The 18,368-nt window shown below is 70.1% G+C and carries 16 protein-coding genes; 8 read left to right on the plus strand and 8 right to left on the minus strand.

What is annotated here, in order from left to right; all coding sequences use genetic code 11:
- Positions 1-41 precede the first annotated feature (41 nt).
- On the minus strand, positions 42-299 hold the full coding sequence (locus tag PGH47_RS41360; protein WP_271667777.1) for a DUF397 domain-containing protein: 258 nt from the start codon (positions 297-299) through the stop codon (positions 42-44).
- The gene (locus tag PGH47_RS41365) at positions 296-1,168 is read right to left on the minus strand and encodes a helix-turn-helix domain-containing protein (RefSeq protein ID WP_271667778.1); all 873 of its coding nucleotides are present in this window, start codon (positions 1,166-1,168) and stop codon (positions 296-298) included. The genes PGH47_RS41360 and PGH47_RS41365 overlap by 4 nt, the downstream gene beginning before the upstream one ends.
- 315 nt (positions 1,169-1,483) lie before the next feature.
- Here PGH47_RS41365 and PGH47_RS41370 point away from each other — a divergent pair, with 315 nt between their 5' ends.
- Positions 1,484-1,930, plus strand: coding sequence for an ATP-binding protein (locus PGH47_RS41370; RefSeq protein ID WP_271667779.1), 447 nt, complete (start codon positions 1,484-1,486; stop codon positions 1,928-1,930).
- A gap of 144 nt (positions 1,931-2,074) precedes the next feature.
- On the opposite strand, the gene PGH47_RS41375 is transcribed toward PGH47_RS41370, so the two are convergent.
- A complete protein-coding gene (locus tag PGH47_RS41375; RefSeq protein WP_271667780.1) occupies positions 2,075-4,156 on the minus strand; it encodes an NPCBM/NEW2 domain-containing protein in 2,082 nt (693 codons plus the stop codon).
- A gap of 307 nt (positions 4,157-4,463) precedes the next feature.
- On the opposite strand from PGH47_RS41375, the gene PGH47_RS41380 reads away from it, so the two are divergent.
- Entirely contained in the window at positions 4,464-4,904 is a 441-nt protein-coding gene (locus PGH47_RS41380) for a VOC family protein (protein ID WP_271667781.1), read from the plus strand.
- Positions 4,905-4,957: 53 nt separating this feature from the next.
- A complete protein-coding gene (locus tag PGH47_RS41385) occupies positions 4,958-5,362 on the plus strand; it encodes a nuclear transport factor 2 family protein (RefSeq protein ID WP_271667782.1) in 405 nt (134 codons plus the stop codon).
- Between the two features lie 145 nt (positions 5,363-5,507).
- On the opposite strand, the gene PGH47_RS41390 is transcribed toward PGH47_RS41385, so the two are convergent.
- Positions 5,508-6,395, minus strand: coding sequence for an NAD-dependent protein deacetylase (locus PGH47_RS41390; protein ID WP_271667783.1), 888 nt, complete (start codon positions 6,393-6,395; stop codon positions 5,508-5,510).
- A 230-nt stretch (positions 6,396-6,625) separates the two neighbouring features.
- Here PGH47_RS41390 and PGH47_RS41395 point away from each other — a divergent pair, with 230 nt between their 5' ends.
- Positions 6,626-10,117, plus strand: a complete 3,492-nt coding sequence (locus PGH47_RS41395; RefSeq protein ID WP_271667784.1) for a SpoIIE family protein phosphatase — start codon at positions 6,626-6,628, stop codon at positions 10,115-10,117.
- Positions 10,118-10,127: 10 nt separating this feature from the next.
- Here PGH47_RS41395 and PGH47_RS41400 read toward each other — a convergent pair whose 3' ends face one another.
- The 3 genes from PGH47_RS41400 to PGH47_RS41410 all read right to left on the minus strand — a co-directional run bounded on the left by PGH47_RS41400 (position 10,128) and on the right by PGH47_RS41410 (position 14,758).
- Positions 10,128-11,609, minus strand: coding sequence for an APC family permease (locus PGH47_RS41400; protein WP_271667785.1), 1,482 nt, complete (start codon positions 11,607-11,609; stop codon positions 10,128-10,130).
- Positions 11,606-13,162, minus strand: coding sequence for a GMC family oxidoreductase (locus PGH47_RS41405; RefSeq protein WP_271667786.1), 1,557 nt, complete (start codon positions 13,160-13,162; stop codon positions 11,606-11,608). Before PGH47_RS41405 ends, PGH47_RS41400 begins: the two co-directional genes overlap by 4 nt.
- A gap of 129 nt (positions 13,163-13,291) precedes the next feature.
- Complete coding sequence (locus PGH47_RS41410; protein WP_271667787.1) at positions 13,292-14,758, minus strand: aldehyde dehydrogenase family protein; 1,467 nt, start codon at positions 14,756-14,758, stop codon at positions 13,292-13,294.
- Positions 14,759-15,161: 403 nt separating this feature from the next.
- On the opposite strand from PGH47_RS41410, the gene PGH47_RS41415 reads away from it, so the two are divergent.
- Both PGH47_RS41415 and PGH47_RS41420 read left to right on the plus strand, forming a co-directional pair.
- Positions 15,162-15,908, plus strand: coding sequence for a phosphotransferase family protein (locus tag PGH47_RS41415; protein WP_271667788.1), 747 nt, complete (start codon positions 15,162-15,164; stop codon positions 15,906-15,908).
- A gap of 147 nt (positions 15,909-16,055) precedes the next feature.
- The gene (locus tag PGH47_RS41420; protein ID WP_271667789.1) at positions 16,056-16,508 is read left to right on the plus strand and encodes a VOC family protein; all 453 of its coding nucleotides are present in this window, start codon (positions 16,056-16,058) and stop codon (positions 16,506-16,508) included.
- A gap of 59 nt (positions 16,509-16,567) precedes the next feature.
- Here PGH47_RS41420 and PGH47_RS41425 read toward each other — a convergent pair whose 3' ends face one another.
- Positions 16,568-16,777 (minus strand): hypothetical protein, encoded by a 210-nt coding sequence (locus tag PGH47_RS41425; protein ID WP_271667790.1) that lies wholly within the window; start codon positions 16,775-16,777, stop codon positions 16,568-16,570.
- 145 nt (positions 16,778-16,922) lie between these two features.
- Between PGH47_RS41425 and PGH47_RS41430 the strand changes: the two genes are divergently transcribed.
- Both PGH47_RS41430 and PGH47_RS41435 read left to right on the plus strand, forming a co-directional pair.
- Entirely contained in the window at positions 16,923-17,357 is a 435-nt protein-coding gene (locus PGH47_RS41430) for a hypothetical protein (RefSeq protein ID WP_271667791.1), read from the plus strand.
- A 216-nt stretch (positions 17,358-17,573) separates the two neighbouring features.
- Positions 17,574-18,308: a translation initiation factor IF-2 gene (locus PGH47_RS41435; RefSeq protein WP_271667792.1), complete on the plus strand. Its 735-nt coding sequence runs from the start codon at positions 17,574-17,576 to the stop codon at positions 18,306-18,308.
- The last annotated feature ends 60 nt before the right edge of the window (positions 18,309-18,368 follow it).

Consider the following 18,368-nt stretch of genomic DNA (forward strand, 5'->3'; position numbering starts at 1 on the left):
CGGCCAGGGTCTGCCGGCGGCCTTCCCACTCGGATCCTGGCTCAGCAGGCCGTCAGATGATCGGCCATCCCCTGCTTGACACCGGCGACGAACGCCGCCATCTCCTGCGGGGTGTAGATCAGCGCGGGGCCGGTGGGGTCCGTCGACTGCCGCAACGCGATACGGCCGTCCGCGAGCTGCTTCGTCTGGACGCACTGGCCCCCGTTGGGACCGCTCCACGGGCTCTCCCAGCCCTGGTCGCCCAGATCCGAGGCGGGCATGCCGTTGTAGAAGGAGAACGGTTCGTCGGTGACGGTCATGAATACTCCTTGCGCATGCGATTCAAGAGGCCCCTGCTGTCCGCCGACGAGGTGAGCAGCGACATCCGGTTGTGCGCCTCGAGATGTGCGACGACATCGGACCGCTGGTCCAGATACATCGAGGCGGACAGGATCTCGCTGTAGACGACGTCGGGCAGCTCCGGCTCCTCGAAACGGAAGTACGTGAACGGCGCACATGCCCCTACATGGGCGCCCGCGGTGAACGGCACGATGTCCACGCTCACATGGCTCAGCTCCGATACCTCCAGGAGCCGATCGATCTGCTCACGCATCACCTGGGCGCCGCCCACCGTCCGGTGCAGCACCGCTTCCTCCATGACCACCCACAGAGTGGGGGCGTCGGGCTTGTCCAGCAGACTCTGGCGACGCAGACGCAGATCCACCCTGCGCTCCAGGTCCTCCGGATTGTCATTGGGGAAGCCGCCTTGCAGGACCGCACGGGCGTACCCGTGCGTCTGGAGTAACCCCGTGACGTAGTGCGGCTCGTAGGTGCGCAGCGTCTTGGCGCCGGTCTCCAGGCTGACGTACGCGCTGAACCAGGAAGGCACGACATCGCGGTACGCGTGCCACCAGCCCGGTTCGTTGGCCTGCTCGGCGAGGTCGACGAACTCGTCGACCTCCTGCTGCTCGGCCCCGTAGGTCTGCAGCAGCTTCTCGACGTAGAGGGGCTTGAGGCTGACCTCCGCCTTCTCCAGACGGCGGATCGTCAAGGGCGTCACACGCAGCGCCTTCGCCGCGTCGTCCAGCGACATGCCCGCGTCCTCACGCATGTCGAGCAGCCGTCGGCCGAGGATCATGCGCAGCACGGTGGGTGCACTGGCGCCCGCGCTCGAACGGACCTCACTCACACCCGGACCTCCTGAAGGGCTGTCATCAGCAGCAGTCTGACAGGTACTTGGTGATGCCACCAGACCGATACCGTCTTGCTGAAATTATCAGGCAGTGGCTTGCAGCATGAACTCCACTGGGAGCATAGTGAGTTGAGTGAACGACCCTGGCGAACGTCCACGCTTCTGGGCCAACAGGCCCTGTACGCATGCGAGTTGGCAGGCCAAGGACGTCCGAGTCTCGGGGCACGGTCCGGAACACCCCTTTCCGGCGGGCCCGTTGCTCACCTTCCCGTCATCTGACTGCGCACGCTCACCGATGGAAGGCGAACCACCGTGTCCCCCCACACGATGCACCCCCCTCAGCTCCTGGACGTCGCCGACCCGGAGCGCACCCGCTGGCTCGAACTCCCGGCCCATCGCTCCAGCGTGAGAGTCGCCCGAGGCTTCGCGGGCAAGGGCCTGGCCGCCTGGCGACTGCCCGTCGACCTGGCCGCCGACGCCGTACTGCTGGTGTCCGAGCTGGTCACCAACGCCGTACGCCACACGCACAGCGCACGGATCCTGTGCGGCATAGGGCTCGTCGCGGCCACCTGTCTGCGGCTGGAGGTCCACGACCACGGCCACGCCGCCCGGAGCCTCCCCACTTGCGAGCCGGGCCCCGAGGACGAAAGCGGCCGCGGACTGTTACTCGTGCAGGCCATCGCCGGCTGTTGGGGTGTCGACCGGTCGAAGCTGACGGGTGGCAACGTTGTCTGGGTGACCATGACAACGCCGTCCTGAAGTCAGGCGGCGACAGGTCCCTGACGGGCGACCAGCAGGGCGCGGGGGGATACGCTCGGTCGCTGGGAAGAATCTGTATCCGTTACGGAATGGCGCAGTTCCGCGGGGCGGTGCGGGCCGGCACGTGGGTGCGGCCGATTCGGATCAGCAGGTGGTGTTCAGACCGGCCCAGTTGGCGCGGTCGTTGTAGCCGCCGTCACCGCCGTCGCCGACCACCAGGTCGAGCACTCGGACGCCGGACAGGTCGATGTCGGCCTGACGGACGTCGTCGCGGCCCAGCACACCGCTGTCGAACAGCACCCGCCCGTCACCGATCACCTGGAAGGCGGACGTGCCGCCCTCCGGGCCGACGTTGCGTACCGCATCGTCGATGCCGACGGTCGTGGTCAGCCGGGTGCACCGGTCGCCGAGGTAGTACCGGACCGTCGAGGGCGACGCGACCCCCAGGCCGGTCGGGTACTCCTGGCCGAGCATGCTGATCGGCGTCCAGCCGCCCACGCTCCGGTCGACCGTCGGGCTCATCCACCCGCTGGTGGCGCTGATCCAGTCGTGGTGCGACAGGACGACGTCACCGTCCGGCGGCGCCGGGGCCACGACCAACGGGGTGGCCGTCTCCTGCCGCAGCCGTCCCTTACCGGTCACCTCGTACGTGGTGGTGGCGGTCAGGGTGCTGCTGCCCGGCGCGGCGGTGGCCGGCAGGGTCACCGTGAACGCCAGGGTCGCGGAGCTGTTGGGCGTCAGCAGCTTCGGCGCCTTGCCGGCCGGACGCGCTGTCCAACCGGCGGGCACGGCGAGTTCGACCCGCGGCGAGAAGACCGGCCGCGCACCGTCGTTGCGGACGGTGACCTCGACCCGGGCCTCGTCGCCGCCGGCGACCACCGGGGCGACCCCGTCGGGCACGGTGTCGCCGCCGACCTTCGTCACCTGCGGGAGGCCGGCGACGACATGCGGAACACCCGGCTTGCCCGTTGCCCGGCCGACCCGGAACAGGGCGGCGCCGTGGGCCGGGACGGCGGCGCTGATGGTGCCGGCGCTCTCGGTGACCTGGTTGGTCCAGGCGTTCTTCAGGGTGAACCGATCCCCGGACAGGCCGACCGACGACGCCTTCGTGGTCAGGGTCGCCGGACTGTCGCCGCGGTTCAGCAGCACCACGGCGCGGTCACCGTTGGCCAGCCGCTTCACCCAGGTCTCCGTCGTACCCGCGGGGCCGACACGGACGGCCTGGACGCCGGCGGCGTCCTGGTCGATCGCGAGGACGTCGCGGTCCGAGAGGATGCCGAGCGAGGTCTTGCTGAGCTTGCGGACGTCGCTGCCGATCACCAGCGGCGCGGCCGCCACCGACCAGAGCGTCATCTGCGTACGGAACTCCTCGTCGGTCATGCCGAGTTCGGGTCCGAGGTAGTCCGGGTCGTTGAAGTGCCCCGGCCCGGCCGCCTCGGGGTGCCGCGCGTTCGCGTCGTAGTTCCGCAGCACATCCTTGAACTTGATCTCACCGACGAAACCCACATCCGTGTACGTCCGCCAGGACTGCGCGATCGCCGGCGCGTAGGACCAGGAGTACGTCGACTGCTGCTCCTCCGGGTAGTTGCCCCAGTCCGGCGAGGTCACCGGGTTGCAGAGGTTGAAGATCATGGGGCGCCCGCTGGCGTTGTTCCGCAACGCCTGCGCGAACTCGGTGTAGACGGTCTTCGGGTCGAGGTCCGCGGCGATCCCGCAGAGGTAGTCCACCTTGACCGCGTCGAACTTCCAGGCGGCGAACTGGTTCGCGTCGCGCTGGTAGTAGCCGTGGCTGCCGAGCCCGCACTTGCCCGGGATGTACGGGCCGGCGTCGGTGTAGATGCCCGCCTTGAGGCCCTTGGAGTGGATGTAGTCGACCAGCGGCTTCAGCCCGTTCGGGAACTGGTCGGGGTTGGGCACCAGGTCGCCGGCCGAGCTGCGTGGGGTCGGTGCCGCCCAGTTGCCGTCGATCCACACGTACTGGTAGCCGGCGTCGCGCAGACCGCTGCTGACCAGGAAGTCGGCTATCGACCTGACCTCCGCCTCGGTCGGATCGCCGCCGAGCGCGTAGTAGGTGTTCCAGCCCATGTACGGCGTCGGGCTCAGCACTTGCTGGGACGCCGACGCGGAGGCGGCGACACTGGCGGCCGGGGGGACGGCCCGGGCGGGTGTCGGCACGACCAGCAAGCCGGCCAGGAGAGCCAGGAGGACGGTGAGTCTTCGTTTCACATCGGATCCTTCGCTGTCCGATCAGGCGTGCCGAACAGTCCCGGTCGTGAGTCTGAGGTACCGCGGCCCAGAGGAAGGTGCGGCGGTCGTTCTTCGGACCAGTCAACGCCCGCTCGCCTACGGGTTGGTTGCCAGGATCTTGCAGCGGTCGCCGGCGCGCGTCAATATTAATTACTAAATTAAGAGTTAGCCGCTCTTCGGGGCGCGGCCACCGCTCTGTCCATGGGGATGTCGAAGACGGCTCGTCAGCTCCGTCTCCAGGGAGACGGCGGCTACCGTGGCCGTGCGTCCCTTGAGGAGGACCGGCATGACGATCCAGCGGATGGACAACGTCCTCATCGTTGTCGACGACCTTGACGCGGTCATCGCGTTCTTCGTCGAACTCGGCATGGAGCTCGAGGGCAAGGGGCCGCTCGAATGGCGGGGAGCGGAGCGTGTGATCGGCCTCGATGACGTCCGGCAGGACGTCGCCATGCTGCGGGTCCCGGACGGTCATGGGCGAGTGGAGCTGGCGAAGTTCCACCGGCCGAAGGCCATCACCCCGGAGCCGAAGCACGCGCCGGCGAACACCCTCGGTCTTCGGCGCGTCATGTTCGCCGTGGACGACATCGACGACGTCGTTGCCCGCGTGAGGGCCCACGGCGCCGAACTCGTCGGCGAAATCGTGCAGTACGAGAACGTGTACCGGCTCTGCTACGTCCGCGGCCCCGAGGACATCGTCGTCGGACTCGCCGAGGAGCTCGGCTGAAGGCCGTTGTAAGGGGGCCTGTGCCGCATGTCGGACCTGTAACGTCGGCACGTATGACAGCAGAGTCGCCGGCGCAGACTGTCCGACGCTTGTTCCCGCTGCTGGCCGAGGGGAGGAGCGCGGAGGCGGCGGAGCTGTTCGCCGACTCGGTGTCGTTCTCCATCCCGCACCCGCCGGGCATTCCGTGGGTACCGGAGGTCGACTCGGCGCCGGGGATGCGGACGTTCTTCGAGCTGCTTCGGACCCATGTGCGGGCCAAGGAGTTCGACCTTCGCCAAGTCATCGCCGAGGGCGACGACGTCGTGCTCATCGGGCGCATGGTGTCCGAGGTCAAGAAGACGGGCCGGGACATCGACACCGCGTTCGCCCTGCACGTCACGGTCCGGGACGGGCGGATCACCCGCTACCACCTCTACGAGGACACCTACGCCGTCGCCAGGGCCTACTTCGGCGACTGACGGTCCCTCGGGGGTCACCCGGCCGATCCATCACGGGGCGCGAGAACCGCGGCTGAGCGATAGCGTCGTGGTGCCTTGATCGGTGACAGGACGACAAGGCTCGGGCCGCCCCCGTACGACCGCGCCCTGGTTCGGGGGCGCCCGCCTACCCCTCCATCGGCACGCCGAGTCGTTCGGCGACGGTGGTGAGGGCTGTTCCCAGTGGGAGAGCGACGCGGGTTACGGCGTGGCGGTCGCCCCGCGTCGGGTCCCGGTTGATGATCAGTACCGGTTTGCCGGTCTCGACCGCCAGGCGGACGAACCGAAGCCCGGACATCACTGTCAGTGAGGAGCCCAGGACCAGCAGCGAGGTCGCCTCACGGACCAGCGTGCGGCATTGTTCGACCCGTTGCGGGGGGACGTTCTCGCCGAAGAACACCACGTCAGGCTTGAGGATGCCTTCGCAGAGCGCGCAGGGCAGGACTCGGAAGTCCCCGACCTGTTCGTCGGTGAGGTCGGCGTCGCCGTCCGGGTTGATCGCTGCGGCCACGGGATCGAAGCCCGCGTTGGCCTCCTCCAGGCGTTCTGCCAGTTCACGGCGCGGGCTGAAGGTGCCGCAGGAGAGGCAGACGACCCGCTCCAAGCTTCCATGGAGTTCCACGACACTCTCGCTGCCCGCGGTCTGGTGCAGGCCGTCGACGTTCTGAGTGATCACGCCGGTGAGCAGACCGTGCTGCCCGAATGCGGCCACGGCCCGGTGCCCGGCGTTGGGGAGGGCGCGGCCGAAGGTGCGCCAGCCGAGGTGGCTGCGTGCCCAGTATCGACGTCGGGCCCGGTCGTCGGCGGTGAACTCCTGGTAGGTCATCGGCGTGTGCCGGCTCAGGCTCCCGCCCTCGCCTCGGTAGTCCGGGATACCCGACTCCGTGGAGATGCCCGCCCCGCTGAGCACCAGCACGCCGCCGGTGTCCAGCGCATCGGCGACCGGTTCCAGATCCGTGGTGGCCGACGGCCAGTCCTGGGTCGGGGCCCAGGAGAGAGTGGGGCGCATGCGCATGCCGCCAGGGTACGCAGCGGGCTGCCGTCAGGTTCTCTGTCGAGCGGGGCGGGCGCAATGACCAGAAAATCGCATTTTAGGCCGCTTTAATGTTGTAATTCTCGCAGGAGTGTCGCCAGAACCATCGGATCCGGCGTCCGATCTGCCCGGAAGGCCGGCAGCGAGTGACCGTCGGCGGCCTTTGGAGGGGCGCAGGCGGATCACCCAGGCGCCAGGAGGAAGATTTCTCGATGACCCGGCCCGATGACCCGCGCACCGCGGCGGCCCGGATGTTCGCCGAGGCCGGTGAGTTCGGCGAGCTTCTGGCCGGCATCGAGTGGGCGGCGACCCCGCTCGGACCCCCCGAGTCCTGGCCGGGACCCCTGGTGGACACCCTGCGCCTCATGCTCACCTCCGAGCACGGCATGGCCCTGTACTGGGGCACCGAGTTCGCCACGCTGTACAACCTGGGCTCCTCACCCATCGTCGGCGCCAAACACCCCTGGGCACTCGGCAGGCCCTACAAGGACGTGTTCCCCGAAGTCTGGGCCCACCCCGTGAGCTCCCACTTCCACTATGTGATCGACACCCGCAAGTCCCTGCTGATCCCCGATGAGCCGCTCATCATGGAGCGCCACGGCTTCCCGGAACAGTGCTACTTCGACTCCTCCTTCCAGCCCGTGCTGCTGGACGACGGCACCGCCGGCGGCGTGCTCCAGATCATCACCGAGACCACCGGCCGGGTACTGGGCGAACGCCGACTGCGCCTGCTGAGCGAGACCGGCGCCCGCACCGCCGGGCTGCTCACCCCCGACGAGGTCGCCCACGTCGTAGCGGAAGTGCTGGGCTCGTATGCCGAGGAGATCCCGTTCATGGGCCTGTACCTGGCCTCCGAGCCGGGGGCGCTACGACTGGCCGCCTCCGCCGGGCTCCAGCCGACGGAAGAGGTCTCGCGCAGTACGGCGGACATGCCAGAGATCGCGGCCCGGCTGGCGCAGGTGGCCGCCGACGGTGCCCCAGCCACCCTGCCCGCCACCTCACTCACCGGCGGCAACACGGCCGGGCAGCACACCGCCGCCTCCTGGCTCCCCGTCGAGGAGGCGCTGGCCCTGCCACTGGACTGTGCGGGGCAGGTGGGCGGAGTCCTGGTCGTGGGCGTCAATCCCTGCTTCCCGCCGGCCGGGACCTACCGCGACTTCCTGGAGGTCCTCGCCGCCGCCGTCGCCGGGGCGCTCACGGCCGCGCTCGCCCACGACGAGCAGCGCCGGAGGGCCGAGGCACTGGCCGAGCTGGACCGAGCCAAGACCACCTTCTTCGCCAACGTCAGCCATGAACTGCGCACCCCGCTCACCCTGCTCCTGGGCCCGCTCCAGCAGGCGCTCGCAGACGAGGCCCGGCCCGAGCGGCGCGAACAGCTGGAGCTGGCCGAGCGCGGTGCCCTGCGCCTGCTGAAACAGGTCAACACCCTCCTGGACGTCGCCAAGGCCGGGGCCGGGCAGATACGCCCGACCTTTGAGCCGGTCGACCTCGCCGGTGCCACGGCCGAGCTGGCCGGGGTGTTCCGCTCCGCCTTCGAGGCGGCCGGGCTGACGCTGGACGTGGACTGCCCGCCGCTGCCCAACCCGGTGTCCCTGGACCGGGAGATGTGGGAAAAGATCATCCTCAACCTGCTCAGCAATGCCCTGAAGTTCACCTTCACCGGCGGCGCCCGGGTGCGGGTGGCTGCGGCCGGCGACCGGGCCCGGCTGACCGTGACCGACACGGGCACCGGCATCCCCGCGAGTGAGCTGCCGCGCCTGTTCGAGCGCTTCTACCGGGTCCGCGGCGCCCGCTCCCGCTCCCACGAGGGCAGCGGCCTCGGCCTGGTGCTGGTGAAGGACCTGGTGGAGGCACATGACGGCATCGTCGGCGTGGACAGCCTGCTCGGGCAGGGCACCACCGTCACCGTGGACCTTCCCTTCGCCGACGCAGGGCGGCCACGCCCGGCCGCACCCGCGACCGGCACCGCATCATCCGGGGAAACGTCCAGGAAGGGCGCCCGGCCGGGCCGCGCGGCGGCCTATGTGGACGAGGCATTGGGCTGGCTGACACCCGACCCCGCCACCCCTGCGGCACCCACGCCCACCCCGCAAGTCCCCGCGACCCGCGACGTTTCCCATGACTCCAGCCCTCACGAAACCGACCGGCCCCACCGGCCCCGCCTCCTGGTCGTCGACGACAACGCCGACATGCGCGCCTACCTCACCCAGCTCCTCCAGCCCGACTACGACGTGCTGCCCGCCGCCGACGGCCGGGCCGCCCTGGAGCTGGCCCTGGCCCAGCCGGTGGAGCTGGTGCTCAGCGACGTGATGATGCCCGGTATGGACGGCTTCGAGCTGGTCAGGGCGCTGCGCGCCGACCCGCGCACCGCCCGGCTGCCCATCGTCCTGCTCACCGCCCGCGCCGGCGAGGAGGAATCCGTGCAGGGCCGGCAGGCCGGCGCCGACGACTACCTGGCCAAACCCTTCTCCGCACGCCAGTTGCTGGCGCGCGTCCGCACCGGGTTGGAGCTGTCGCAGCTGCGCGAACGGGCTCTGACCGAGACCCGCGACCAGCTCGCCGTACTGGCCTCACTGGCCGACGCCGGCCTGCGGCTGTCCGCCACCCTCGACCCGGACCAGATCCTCCGGACCGCCGGCGAGATCCTGCTGCCCGACTTCGCCGACCAGATCAGCATCCACCTCACCGACGCCAGAACCAGCCCGGCCCAGTCGCCCCCGGCATACATCGAGGGCACCCCCCTACTCGCCCGCGAGGCCCTGGCCACCGCCGCCACCCAAGCGATCAACGGCGCCGCCACGGCCTCAGCGGGCCCGCACCCATCACCCACGTCGATGCTGGCCCTGCCGCTCCACGCGCACGACCGGACACTCGGGGCCTTGGTGCTGGTCCGGCAGGCCGACTACGACGCGGTCGAGCACAAGTACCTGGAGAACCTCGCCCACCGCCTGGCCCTGGCCTACGACAACGCCACCCGCTACCACAACGAGCGCCGTCTCGCCCTGACCTTGCAGCGCGCCCTGCTGCCCCACGGCCTGCCCCACGTGCCCGGTGTACGCCTGGCCACCCATTACGGGGCCAGCAACCGCGGCGCCGAGGTCGGCGGCGACTGGTACGACGTGCTCGCACTGCCCGACGGTGGGGTGGGGTTCGCCATCGGCGACGTCATGGGCCACGACGTGGACGCCGCCATCGTGATGGGCCAGCTCCGCTCCGCCCTGCACAGCCTCGCGATGGAGGGCGCCGGCCCGGCAGAGGTGCTGGCCAGGCTGGACGCATACCTCCAGTCGATCGCCACCGAACGCTTCGCCACCTGCCTCTACGCGGTCTACGACCCACACCGGCACAGCCTGCGCTACGCCGCCAGCGGGCACCTGCCGCCCCTGCTGATAGCCGCCGACGTCTCCTATCTGGAGCTGCCGCCGGCGCTACCGCTGGGACTGGGCAGCACCCCGGTCGACCACGAGGTGGCGTTCCCGCCCGGCACCAGCCTTCTGCTGTACACCGACGGCCTGGTGGAGAACCGTACCCTGTCCCTGGACGGCTGCCTCGCGGCCCTGCGCCAGATCTGCGCCACGCTGCCCGCCGCCGCCCGCACCGACCCCCAGCAGATCACCGAACGAGCCCTGGAACTGCTGAACACCCCCGACCGCGTCGACGACGACACCGCCCTGCTCGCGGCCACGGCGGAACCAACGCCTTGATGCCCCCAGGTCAGTCGGCGGACAGACCTTGCTTCTCCGGTACGGCGTCGCCGGCGGGGGCGTCCCCGCGGCCGTAGTGATGGGTGGTGAACATGTAGAGCAGGCCGGTGCCCACGACGACTCCGCCGCACAGCAGGACGATCCAGTTCTCCCACCAGGACTTCTCCGGGGACCGGGCCCAGGAGATGTTGATGATGGCGAGGATGCCGTAGACCAGCGCGGCGACGTTCACCGCGAGGCCCCACCGCCCCAGGGTGAACTCCCCGGCCGGGCGCCAGCCCTTGAGCCGGGCGCGGAGCGCGGCCAGGACGACCATCTGGAACGAGCCGTAGATGCCGAGGATGGCGAACGAGACGATGTTGGTGAGGGCGTCCTCGGAGAGCAGTGAGGCGAAGGCGATGAGCAGCGGCACCGCCGCGGACACGAACAGCGCCCAGCTCGGCACCGCACGGGCGTGGACGAACCGCCGCAGCAGCCGATGCCCGACGATCATCTCGTCACGGGCGTAGGAGTAGATGAGCCGCCCGGCCGCGGCCTGGAGGCTGATCGTGCAGGACAGGAAGGAGATCAGCACCACGGCCATCACCGTCCGCGCCCCGGCCTCGCCCATCGCGTCGAACAGCACGTCCACCACCGGGTCGGTCTGCTCGCCCGAGATGATCGCGTTGAAGTCCGTGACCGACAGCAGCAGCGACATGCAGGTGAACGTGGCCGCCGAGCCGCCGATGTAGATGGTGCGGCGCATCGCGCGGGGGATGACCCGGCCCGGGTGGGCGACCTCCTCGGCGGTGTCGCCGCACGCCTCGAAGCCGTAGTACTGGTAGAGGCCGATGATGCCGGCTGCCAGGAACGCCGGCAGGTAGGAGCCGTCTCCCTCGACACCGTAGGTGTCGAAGATGACGCCGAGGCCCTGGTGGCGGTGGGTGGACAGCAGGTAGACGCCGACGACGAGGGCGCCGATGAGCTCGCCGGAGAAACCGATGAGCGCCGCCGTCGACAGTGCCTTGGTGCCCATGTAGTTGACGAGGATGGCGACGACGATGAGCACGGCGGTGCACAGCACGGTGGTGTGCACGGTGGCTCTGAAGCCGAAGAGGATGGCGATGTAGGGGCCGGCGCCGTACGCGACGGAGGTGATGGTCACCAGCAGCGCCCACATGTACACCCAGCCGGTCATCCACGCCCAGCGCTTGCCCCACAGCCGCCGGGCCCACGGGTAGACGCCGCCCGCGATGGGGTACTGGGCGACGACCTCGCCGAAGATCAGCGCGACGAGGAACTGGCCGCAGCCGGCGACCAGGAACGCCCAGATCATCGGCGGTCCGCCGTCGGCGATCGCGATGCCGAAGAGGGTGTAGGTGCCCACCACCGGGGAGAGGTAGGTGAAGCCGAGGGCGAAGTTGGCCCAGGGGCTCATGTCCTTGCGGAACTCCGAGCCGGGCTCCCCGGCCGGGACGCCGGACGAGGGTGCGGGAGATGGCGTAGCGGTCATGGCCGTGTCCCCTGTCCCTTGGCGATCAGATCGGCGGCGCGTTCGGCGGCGAGCAGCACGGTCACCATCGGGTTGATGGTGGGCATAGTCGGGAAGACCGACGCGTCGACGATCCGCAGGCCCTCGACGCCGCGCACCCTCAACTCCGGGTCGCAGACGGCCATCGGGTCGTCCGGGGCGCCCATTCGGCAGGTGCCCGCGGGGTGGTAGACGGTGTGTGCCGCACGGCGGCCGTACTCCGACAAGTCGGCGTCGGAGACGATGTCCGGGCCGGGCGCGACCTCGCGGACGAGCCAGTCCCGCAGCGGGTCGGTGGCGGCGACCTCGCGGGCGACCCTCAGTCCGTCCACGATGGTGCGCTCGTCGTGGCCCTCCGGGTCGGTGAAGTACCGGAAGTCCAGGGCGGGGTGCTCGGCGGGGTTGGCGCTGCGCAACCACATGCGGCCGGTGGAGCGGGCACGCGGCACGTTCGGCGTCATGCACACTCCGTACTGCGGCACGGGGTAGCCCAGACGTTCGGTGTTGACGGTGAACGGCACCTGGTAGAAGTGGAACATCAGGTCGGGGCGCGGCTGGTTCTTGTCGCGGCGCAGGAACAGTCCGGCGTCGGAGTCCATCGCGGAGTTGGGCGGCAGCGGGCCGGCGGTCTCCCAGAGGATCACCGACTCGGGGTGGTCCAGCAGGTTTTCCCCTACGCCAGGCAGATCGGCGTGGACAGGGATGCCCAGGGCGCGCAGGTCGTCGGCCGGGCCGATACCGGACAGCATCAGCAGGCGCGGGGTGTCGATGGCGCCGGCGCACAGCAGGAGTTCACGCTCGGCGCGCACGGTGGCCGGCTCGCCGTCGGAGCCGCGCACGGCGACACGGGTCGTCCGCCCCGACTCGTCGGTGAGGAGCCGGTGGGCCCAGGTTTCCAGCAGGAGCGTGAGGTTGGGCCGGTCCAGGACGGGGTGGAGGTAGGCGACGGAGGCGGAGGAACGCAGGTTGCCCTCCGGCTGGTAGGCCAGCGAGAAGAATCCGGCGCCGTCCGCGAAGGGTTCGGCGTTGAAGTCGTCGACGACGGGGACGCCGAGGGCGCGGGCGGCCGCGGTGACGAAGTCCTTGGCGATGGGATTGCGGTCGGCCTCGGCCACCGGGACGATCTCGGTCAGCAGCCGATCCCGGTAGGGGAGGATCGTCGCCGGGTCCCACCCGGCGCAGCCCCGGCTCACCCAGTCGTCGAGGTCCAGCGGCAGCGGCAGGAAGCTGATCAGCGTGTTGTGGGAGGAGCAGCCGCCGAGCACGCGGGCACGTGAGTGCAGGATGTGGGAGTTGCCGCGCGGCTGCTCGACGGTCGTGTAGCCGTAGTCGAACTCCGAGCCGAGCAGGTTGATCCAGTTGCGCAGGCGCAGAATGCGTTCGTCGCCCACGTCGCTGGGGCCGCCCTCGATGACGCAGACGCGGCAGTCGGGGTCCTCGCTCAGGCGGGCGGCGAGCACGCAGCCGGCGGTGCCGCCGCCGACGATGACGTAGTCGTAGGCGGACTCGGCGCCGTGTGGGGTGGTGGGGGCCATGCGGTGCCCTTCTTCGTCGGCCGTCGCGCAAAGGGGCGCACTGCCGTCTGTCGTGGTTTTCGCGCAAACGGGCGCACTGCCGGTCTGCCGTGGTCGTCGCGCCGTGGGAGGGCCTGAGTGGCCCGGAGGTCAGCCCTTGAACCAGCCCGAGCGAGCCGGAGCGAGGTTCTGGTAGATGTGCTTGGCCTCCTGGTACTCGCGAAGCCCTGTCGGTCCCAGTTCGCGTCCGACGCCGGAGCGGCCGAAGCCGCCCCACTCGGCCTGCGGCAGGTAGGGGTGGAAGTCGTTGATCCACACGGTGCCGTGCCGTAGCCGCTGTGCGACGCGCTGGGCACGGCTCGCGTCGGAGGTCCACACACCGCCGGCCAGGCCGTAGCGCGTGTCGTTGGCCAGTTCGACCGCCTCGTCCTCGGTGCGGAAGCGTTCTACGGTCACCACCGGCCCGAAGACTTCCTCCTGGACGATGCGCATGGATCGGTCGCAGTCGGCGAAGATCGTCGGAAGCAGGAAGAAGCCGCGGCTCAGGGCGGGATCGTCGGGGCGGGTGCCGCCGGTGACGAGCCGTGCGCCCTCCTCCCGGCCGACGGCGATGTAGCTCTCGACCTTCTCGCGGTGCTGGGCGGAGCTGAGCGGACCGCTCTCGGTGCCGTCCTCCAGGCCGTTGCCGAGCCGAATCGACCGTGCGCGGTCGGCGTACGCCTCGACGAAGCGGTCGTGCAGCGAGTCCTCGACCATCAGACGCGAACCGGCCGAGCAGACCTGTCCGGCGTGCAGGAAGGCGGCGTCCAGCGCGTAGTCCACGGCGGCGTCGAAGTCGGCGTCCGCGAACACGATGTTCGGATTCTTGCCGCCCAGCTCCAGCGCGATGTTCCGCGGCCCCTGGGCGGCGCTGGCCATGATGGACCGTCCGGTGGACAGGCCGCCGGTGAAGGACACCAGGTCGACCTCGGGGTGGCTGGTGAGCGCGGCGCCGACGGTGGCACCGGACCCGAGCACCAGGTTGGCGACGCCGGGTGGCGCGCCCGCCTCCTCGATGAGCCGCATCATGGCGATCGTGGTCAGCGGAGTGATCTCGCTGGGCTTGAGGACGAAGGTGTTGCCGGCGGCCAGGGCCGGGGCCACCTTCCAGGAGGCCTGGAGCAACGGGTAGTTCCAGGGGGCGATCAGCGCGCACACCCCGACCGGCTGGTAGACGACACGGCTGAGGACGTCCGGTCCGACGTCAACGACCCTGCCGCCGTCCTTGCCCGCGAGCTCGGCGAAGTACCGGAAGGCGTTCGCCACGTCCTCCACGTCGATCCGACCCTCGGTCAGCGTCTTGCCGGTGTCGAGCGTCTCGGTGCGGGCGATGTCCTCCTTGTCCCGCAGCAGCAGATCACGGACGCGGAGCAGGAGGTCGGCCCGGTGACGCGTGGGGGCGTTCGCCCATTCCCCCTTGTCGAAGGCGCGTCGGGCAGCGCGCACGGCGCGGTCCACGTCGGTGGCGTCGGCTTCGTCGACGCTGGTGACGACGGACGCGTCGTAGGGATTCACCACCTCCCGTCGCGCACCGCCCGCAGCCTGCGTCCACTCACCGTCGATGTAGAGCTCACCCACCGCGGGGCCTCCTTCGCGTCCGGCCGGGACCGATTGATCGGTTCGACGTTTCAGCAAGATGGCCCATGGGACGGGTGACGGCCGTGGGACGCACCGCCGGGGTTGCGTGCGGGTGGCCCAGAGGACCCGGGTGGGCTAGTGGTACGGCGCGGATGGCTGACCTGGGGATTGATCCGCAGGGTGGCCGGTGTGAAGGCGTGTTGGGCGTTGACCGCGGGGGGTGGCAACCGGGGTGGCTTGGCCTGTCGGCGGTCGATGCCGTGTACGAGGCTGCCGGGCAGCGGGAAGTGATGGGCGGCGCGAAGGGATGTGATGGGCCGCTCAACGGGACACGATCGGCCGCACAGCGGGGCGCGACAAAACCCGGCGACATCGACGACCGTCACCGGGAGACTGGTCGCCCATGGATGAGGTCGAAGTCGTCGTCGCCCATTCCGAGCGCGCGACCCTGCGCGTCGGCGACGTGTTCCTGAAGGTGGACGCCGATCAGGCGCGCATCGATGCCGAGGTCGAGGCGATGGCCCTGGTGCCGGTCCCGACCCCGGAGGTCCTGTGGCGCAGGCCGCCCGTCCTGGCGATCGCCGCGGTACCTGGTACGCCGCTGGGCCGGCTCGGAGAGCCGTCGACCGCGTCCCCGGCGGCGTGGGCCGCGGCGGGTGCGGTTGTCCGCAAGCTGCACGACACGCCGTTGCCGCCACGACTCGGCCGGGCCGGCCGGGGGCGCGACGAACTGGCGGCGGAGCTCGACGCCGAGTGCGAGAGACTCGTGACGAACGGCGTCCTGCCGGCCGACCTGGTCACCCGCAACCGCGAGGTTGCCGAGGCCGCACTGAGGCCGTGGACTCCGGCCTTCACACACGGCGACCTCCAGATCGTCCACGTGTTCGTCGACGGCGACGAGGTGTCGGGCGTCATCGACTGGTCCGAGGCGGGCCCGGGTGATCCCCTGTACGACCTCGCCACCCTGACACTCGGACACGAGGAGCACCTCGACGTCGTCGTCGCGGGCTACGGCACCGACGTCGACCTCGACGTGATCCGCGCATGGTGGTCCCTCCGCAGCCTGCTGGCGATTCGCTGGCTGGCCGAGCACGGCTTCGACCCGACCGCGCCGGGCTGTGAGGTCGATGTACTGAAATCCCGGATGTGAGGCTGCGCGGGCGCGCCTGCGGTGAGTGTGGTCCGACGGCTCGGCGGCGGCCGGCAGAGCCGGCTTACCCCGGTCGTGTTGATCGGCGACAGTGGCGGCTCATCCACCAGTATGGAATGAAAGATCCCATTTACCTGGAGGGCTCGTATGCACGCTGAGGGGTTTCCCGCGCCGGATGCCGGGCTCCTGCTCACCCACTTTCTGACGGTGGCCGACGTGGCCCGTTCTCGCGCCTTCTACACCGACGTCCTCGGCGGCGAGGTGGTGCTCGAGGAGAACCCCTGCACCGTCAGGCTCGCCAACGGATGGATCATCATGAACCCGGGCGGCGGCCCCACCCCGGACAAGCCGGGCGTCACCCTGCGCCCGCCCACCGACCCGAGCACGGTCAGCAGCTTCCTCAACCTCCGCGTCGCCGACATCGAGGCGACTCACCGCGAGTGGACCGCGAAGGGGGCCGAATTCCTCACGCCGCCGATCGACCGCGGAGCCGAGCTGCGGTGCTACTTGCGCGACCCGGACGGCTATCTCATCGAAGTCGGCCAGGCCACCGGAATGCTGCACGGCGTCTACGCCGACCCGCCCGCCGGAACGAGCTAGCCCCGCGTCGGGCTCTTCGAATCAGGGGACGCGCCGAGGGCGCGGGGGAAACGGCGTCGTCAGGATCCGCAGTCGCGTCCGGCATCGCACTGCCAACCGGAGAAGCCGCCCTCGCGCGGATTGTCGATGTCGTGGTCGAACTGGATGAACCCCCACGCCACCCAGGCGATGAATGCAAGGCAGAGGGCGAGTCCGGTCCATAGCGCCAGCTTCCTCAGCAGGCCAGAGGGGGCGTCCGGGTGCACCGCTTCCCGGTCTCGACGGGGCATTTGATCTCGTCACTCCTTGTCCCACTGTCTGACTCGGCGGTCCGACGTCGAGTGCGATCTGATCGCGTCTGTCGGTGTGCGGTGCCTGTCCCACCGTAGGTGGTCTTGGTCGAACATGTTTGCTGTCGAAGGGAGTGGCAACGCGATGTCCATGAGCCCATCGAACAACGACACCAGTCAAGATTCCGTATCCGCGAAGGCGGCCGCGTCCAAGGCCCGTCGCACCACGTCGCGGGCGACTGCTCCGGCGTCGAAGGCGGCGGACAAGGCTGCCGACAAGGCCGGTGACGCGGCATCAGCCGCCGCCGGCGCCGCCGAACGGACTGCCAAGGCGACGACTTCGGTCGCTCATACGGCAGCCCAGCGCGTCGAGGCCGGTCGCATGGCGGTCGTCTCCGCCTCGGGGCAGGCTGCCGCGTTCGCCAAGTCGGCCTGGACAGTCATCGCCAACCGCAAGATCCTCGCCGCGGGCGTGGGGGCAGGGCTGACCGTGCTGAGTGCGATGTCGTACGCGGCGGGTCGGCGCTCAGGTCGGCGCACGTTGGGTCCGATCACCCGTATGACCGGTGGCCGCATCTGAAACATGCGCAGCAGGGGCAAGCACGCCGACCCAGTAGGGCGGCAGCGACTTCGTACTGGCCGGTAGGCCGCGTCCGGCGTCGCTGCCGCCCTATTGCATTGGTGCCGACCGAACGACCGACGAGGTTGAGCGCTGCACCGACTGAGTACCATCACCTACGCCGGTCTGAGTAGGCGAGCGGTAGCCCCCTGTGCGCGGCGCCGGAAGGGTGGACGTATGCGCCGACTGCTGCTGCTCGCCCCGCTGTTGCTGTTCACCGTCGGCTGCGGCGTGGTGCAGTCCTCCGAGGACGAGGCGACGGACGCCGCACGGGAGGCGGCCACGCATGCGGGCGAGCTGCTCTACGGCCAGCGTCCGCGTACGGCGGAGGAAGTCGGGCGCTCCGCTTCCGGCATCGACGGGGTGGAGGTGATGCGGGTGACGGGTACCTCGACTCACGACGGGGACGGCATCGACGTGATCGTCCGCACGTCCGGCTCGGCGTACAACGAATGGCGTGACCCTCAAGAAGTCACCGTGCGACGCTGTTTCGCCGTGCGGGTGTCGCCCAAGTCGGAGTGGCGTGAGGATCCCCGCGACGTGGACTGCCCGGAGGGCCCTCCGCTGACGTTCGCCCCGCCACCCGAACCGCCCCGGTTGCCCTATGAGGAACTCCGCGCGAATCTTCCCCGGGTGCCGGAGGGCGGCCGGGTCGACGAGGCCGAGGTGCGCCGTGCGCTCGCCGCCCTGGACCTGGATCCGGCAATCCGTACCGAGGTGAAGGCCGACGACGGCCGGGTCGGCGTTCTCCTGTCGGTGAAGGGCAACGGCTTCGACCCGCAGGACTGCCTGCTTGCCCGCGTAGGCCCCGGCGCCACCGAGGTGTGGGTGCCGTCCCGGATCCAGCGGATGCCCGGAGAAGGCGGCTGCACCGTCGCCAACGCCCTGGAGCCGATGCCGCCGCCGCACTGATCGGGCCGACCGCCGTCGGTGCCGGCGTGCCCCTTCTGCCGGCTTGGGAGGGCGGCCGGT

This window comes from Streptomyces sp. HUAS 31, assembly GCF_028198125.1.
In the GTDB taxonomy this organism is placed as follows: domain Bacteria; phylum Actinomycetota; class Actinomycetes; order Streptomycetales; family Streptomycetaceae; genus Streptomyces; species Streptomyces chartreusis.

Excerpts from the sequence above, each read along its gene's own strand:
- PGH47_RS41390 (WP_271667783.1), bottom strand. The coding sequence starts at position 6,395 with ATGCGCATGCGCCCCACTCTCTCCTGGGCCCCGACCCAGGACTGGCCG.
- PGH47_RS41420 (WP_271667789.1), top strand. The coding sequence starts at position 16,056 with ATGCACGCTGAGGGGTTTCCCGCGCCGGATGCCGGGCTCCTGCTCACC.
- PGH47_RS41415 (WP_271667788.1), top strand. The coding sequence starts at position 15,162 with ATGGATGAGGTCGAAGTCGTCGTCGCCCATTCCGAGCGCGCGACCCTG.
- PGH47_RS41395 (WP_271667784.1), top strand. The coding sequence starts at position 6,626 with ATGACCCGGCCCGATGACCCGCGCACCGCGGCGGCCCGGATGTTCGCC.
- PGH47_RS41380 (WP_271667781.1), top strand. The coding sequence starts at position 4,464 with ATGACGATCCAGCGGATGGACAACGTCCTCATCGTTGTCGACGACCTT.
- PGH47_RS41385 (WP_271667782.1), top strand. The coding sequence starts at position 4,958 with ATGACAGCAGAGTCGCCGGCGCAGACTGTCCGACGCTTGTTCCCGCTG.
- PGH47_RS41360 (WP_271667777.1), bottom strand. The coding sequence starts at position 299 with ATGACCGTCACCGACGAACCGTTCTCCTTCTACAACGGCATGCCCGCC.
- PGH47_RS41430 (WP_271667791.1), top strand. The coding sequence starts at position 16,923 with ATGTCCATGAGCCCATCGAACAACGACACCAGTCAAGATTCCGTATCC.
- PGH47_RS41405 (WP_271667786.1), bottom strand. The coding sequence starts at position 13,162 with ATGGCCCCCACCACCCCACACGGCGCCGAGTCCGCCTACGACTACGTC.
- PGH47_RS41425 (WP_271667790.1), bottom strand. The coding sequence starts at position 16,777 with ATGCCCCGTCGAGACCGGGAAGCGGTGCACCCGGACGCCCCCTCTGGC.
- PGH47_RS41435 (WP_271667792.1), top strand. The coding sequence starts at position 17,574 with ATGCGCCGACTGCTGCTGCTCGCCCCGCTGTTGCTGTTCACCGTCGGC.
- PGH47_RS41400 (WP_271667785.1), bottom strand. The coding sequence starts at position 11,609 with ATGACCGCTACGCCATCTCCCGCACCCTCGTCCGGCGTCCCGGCCGGG.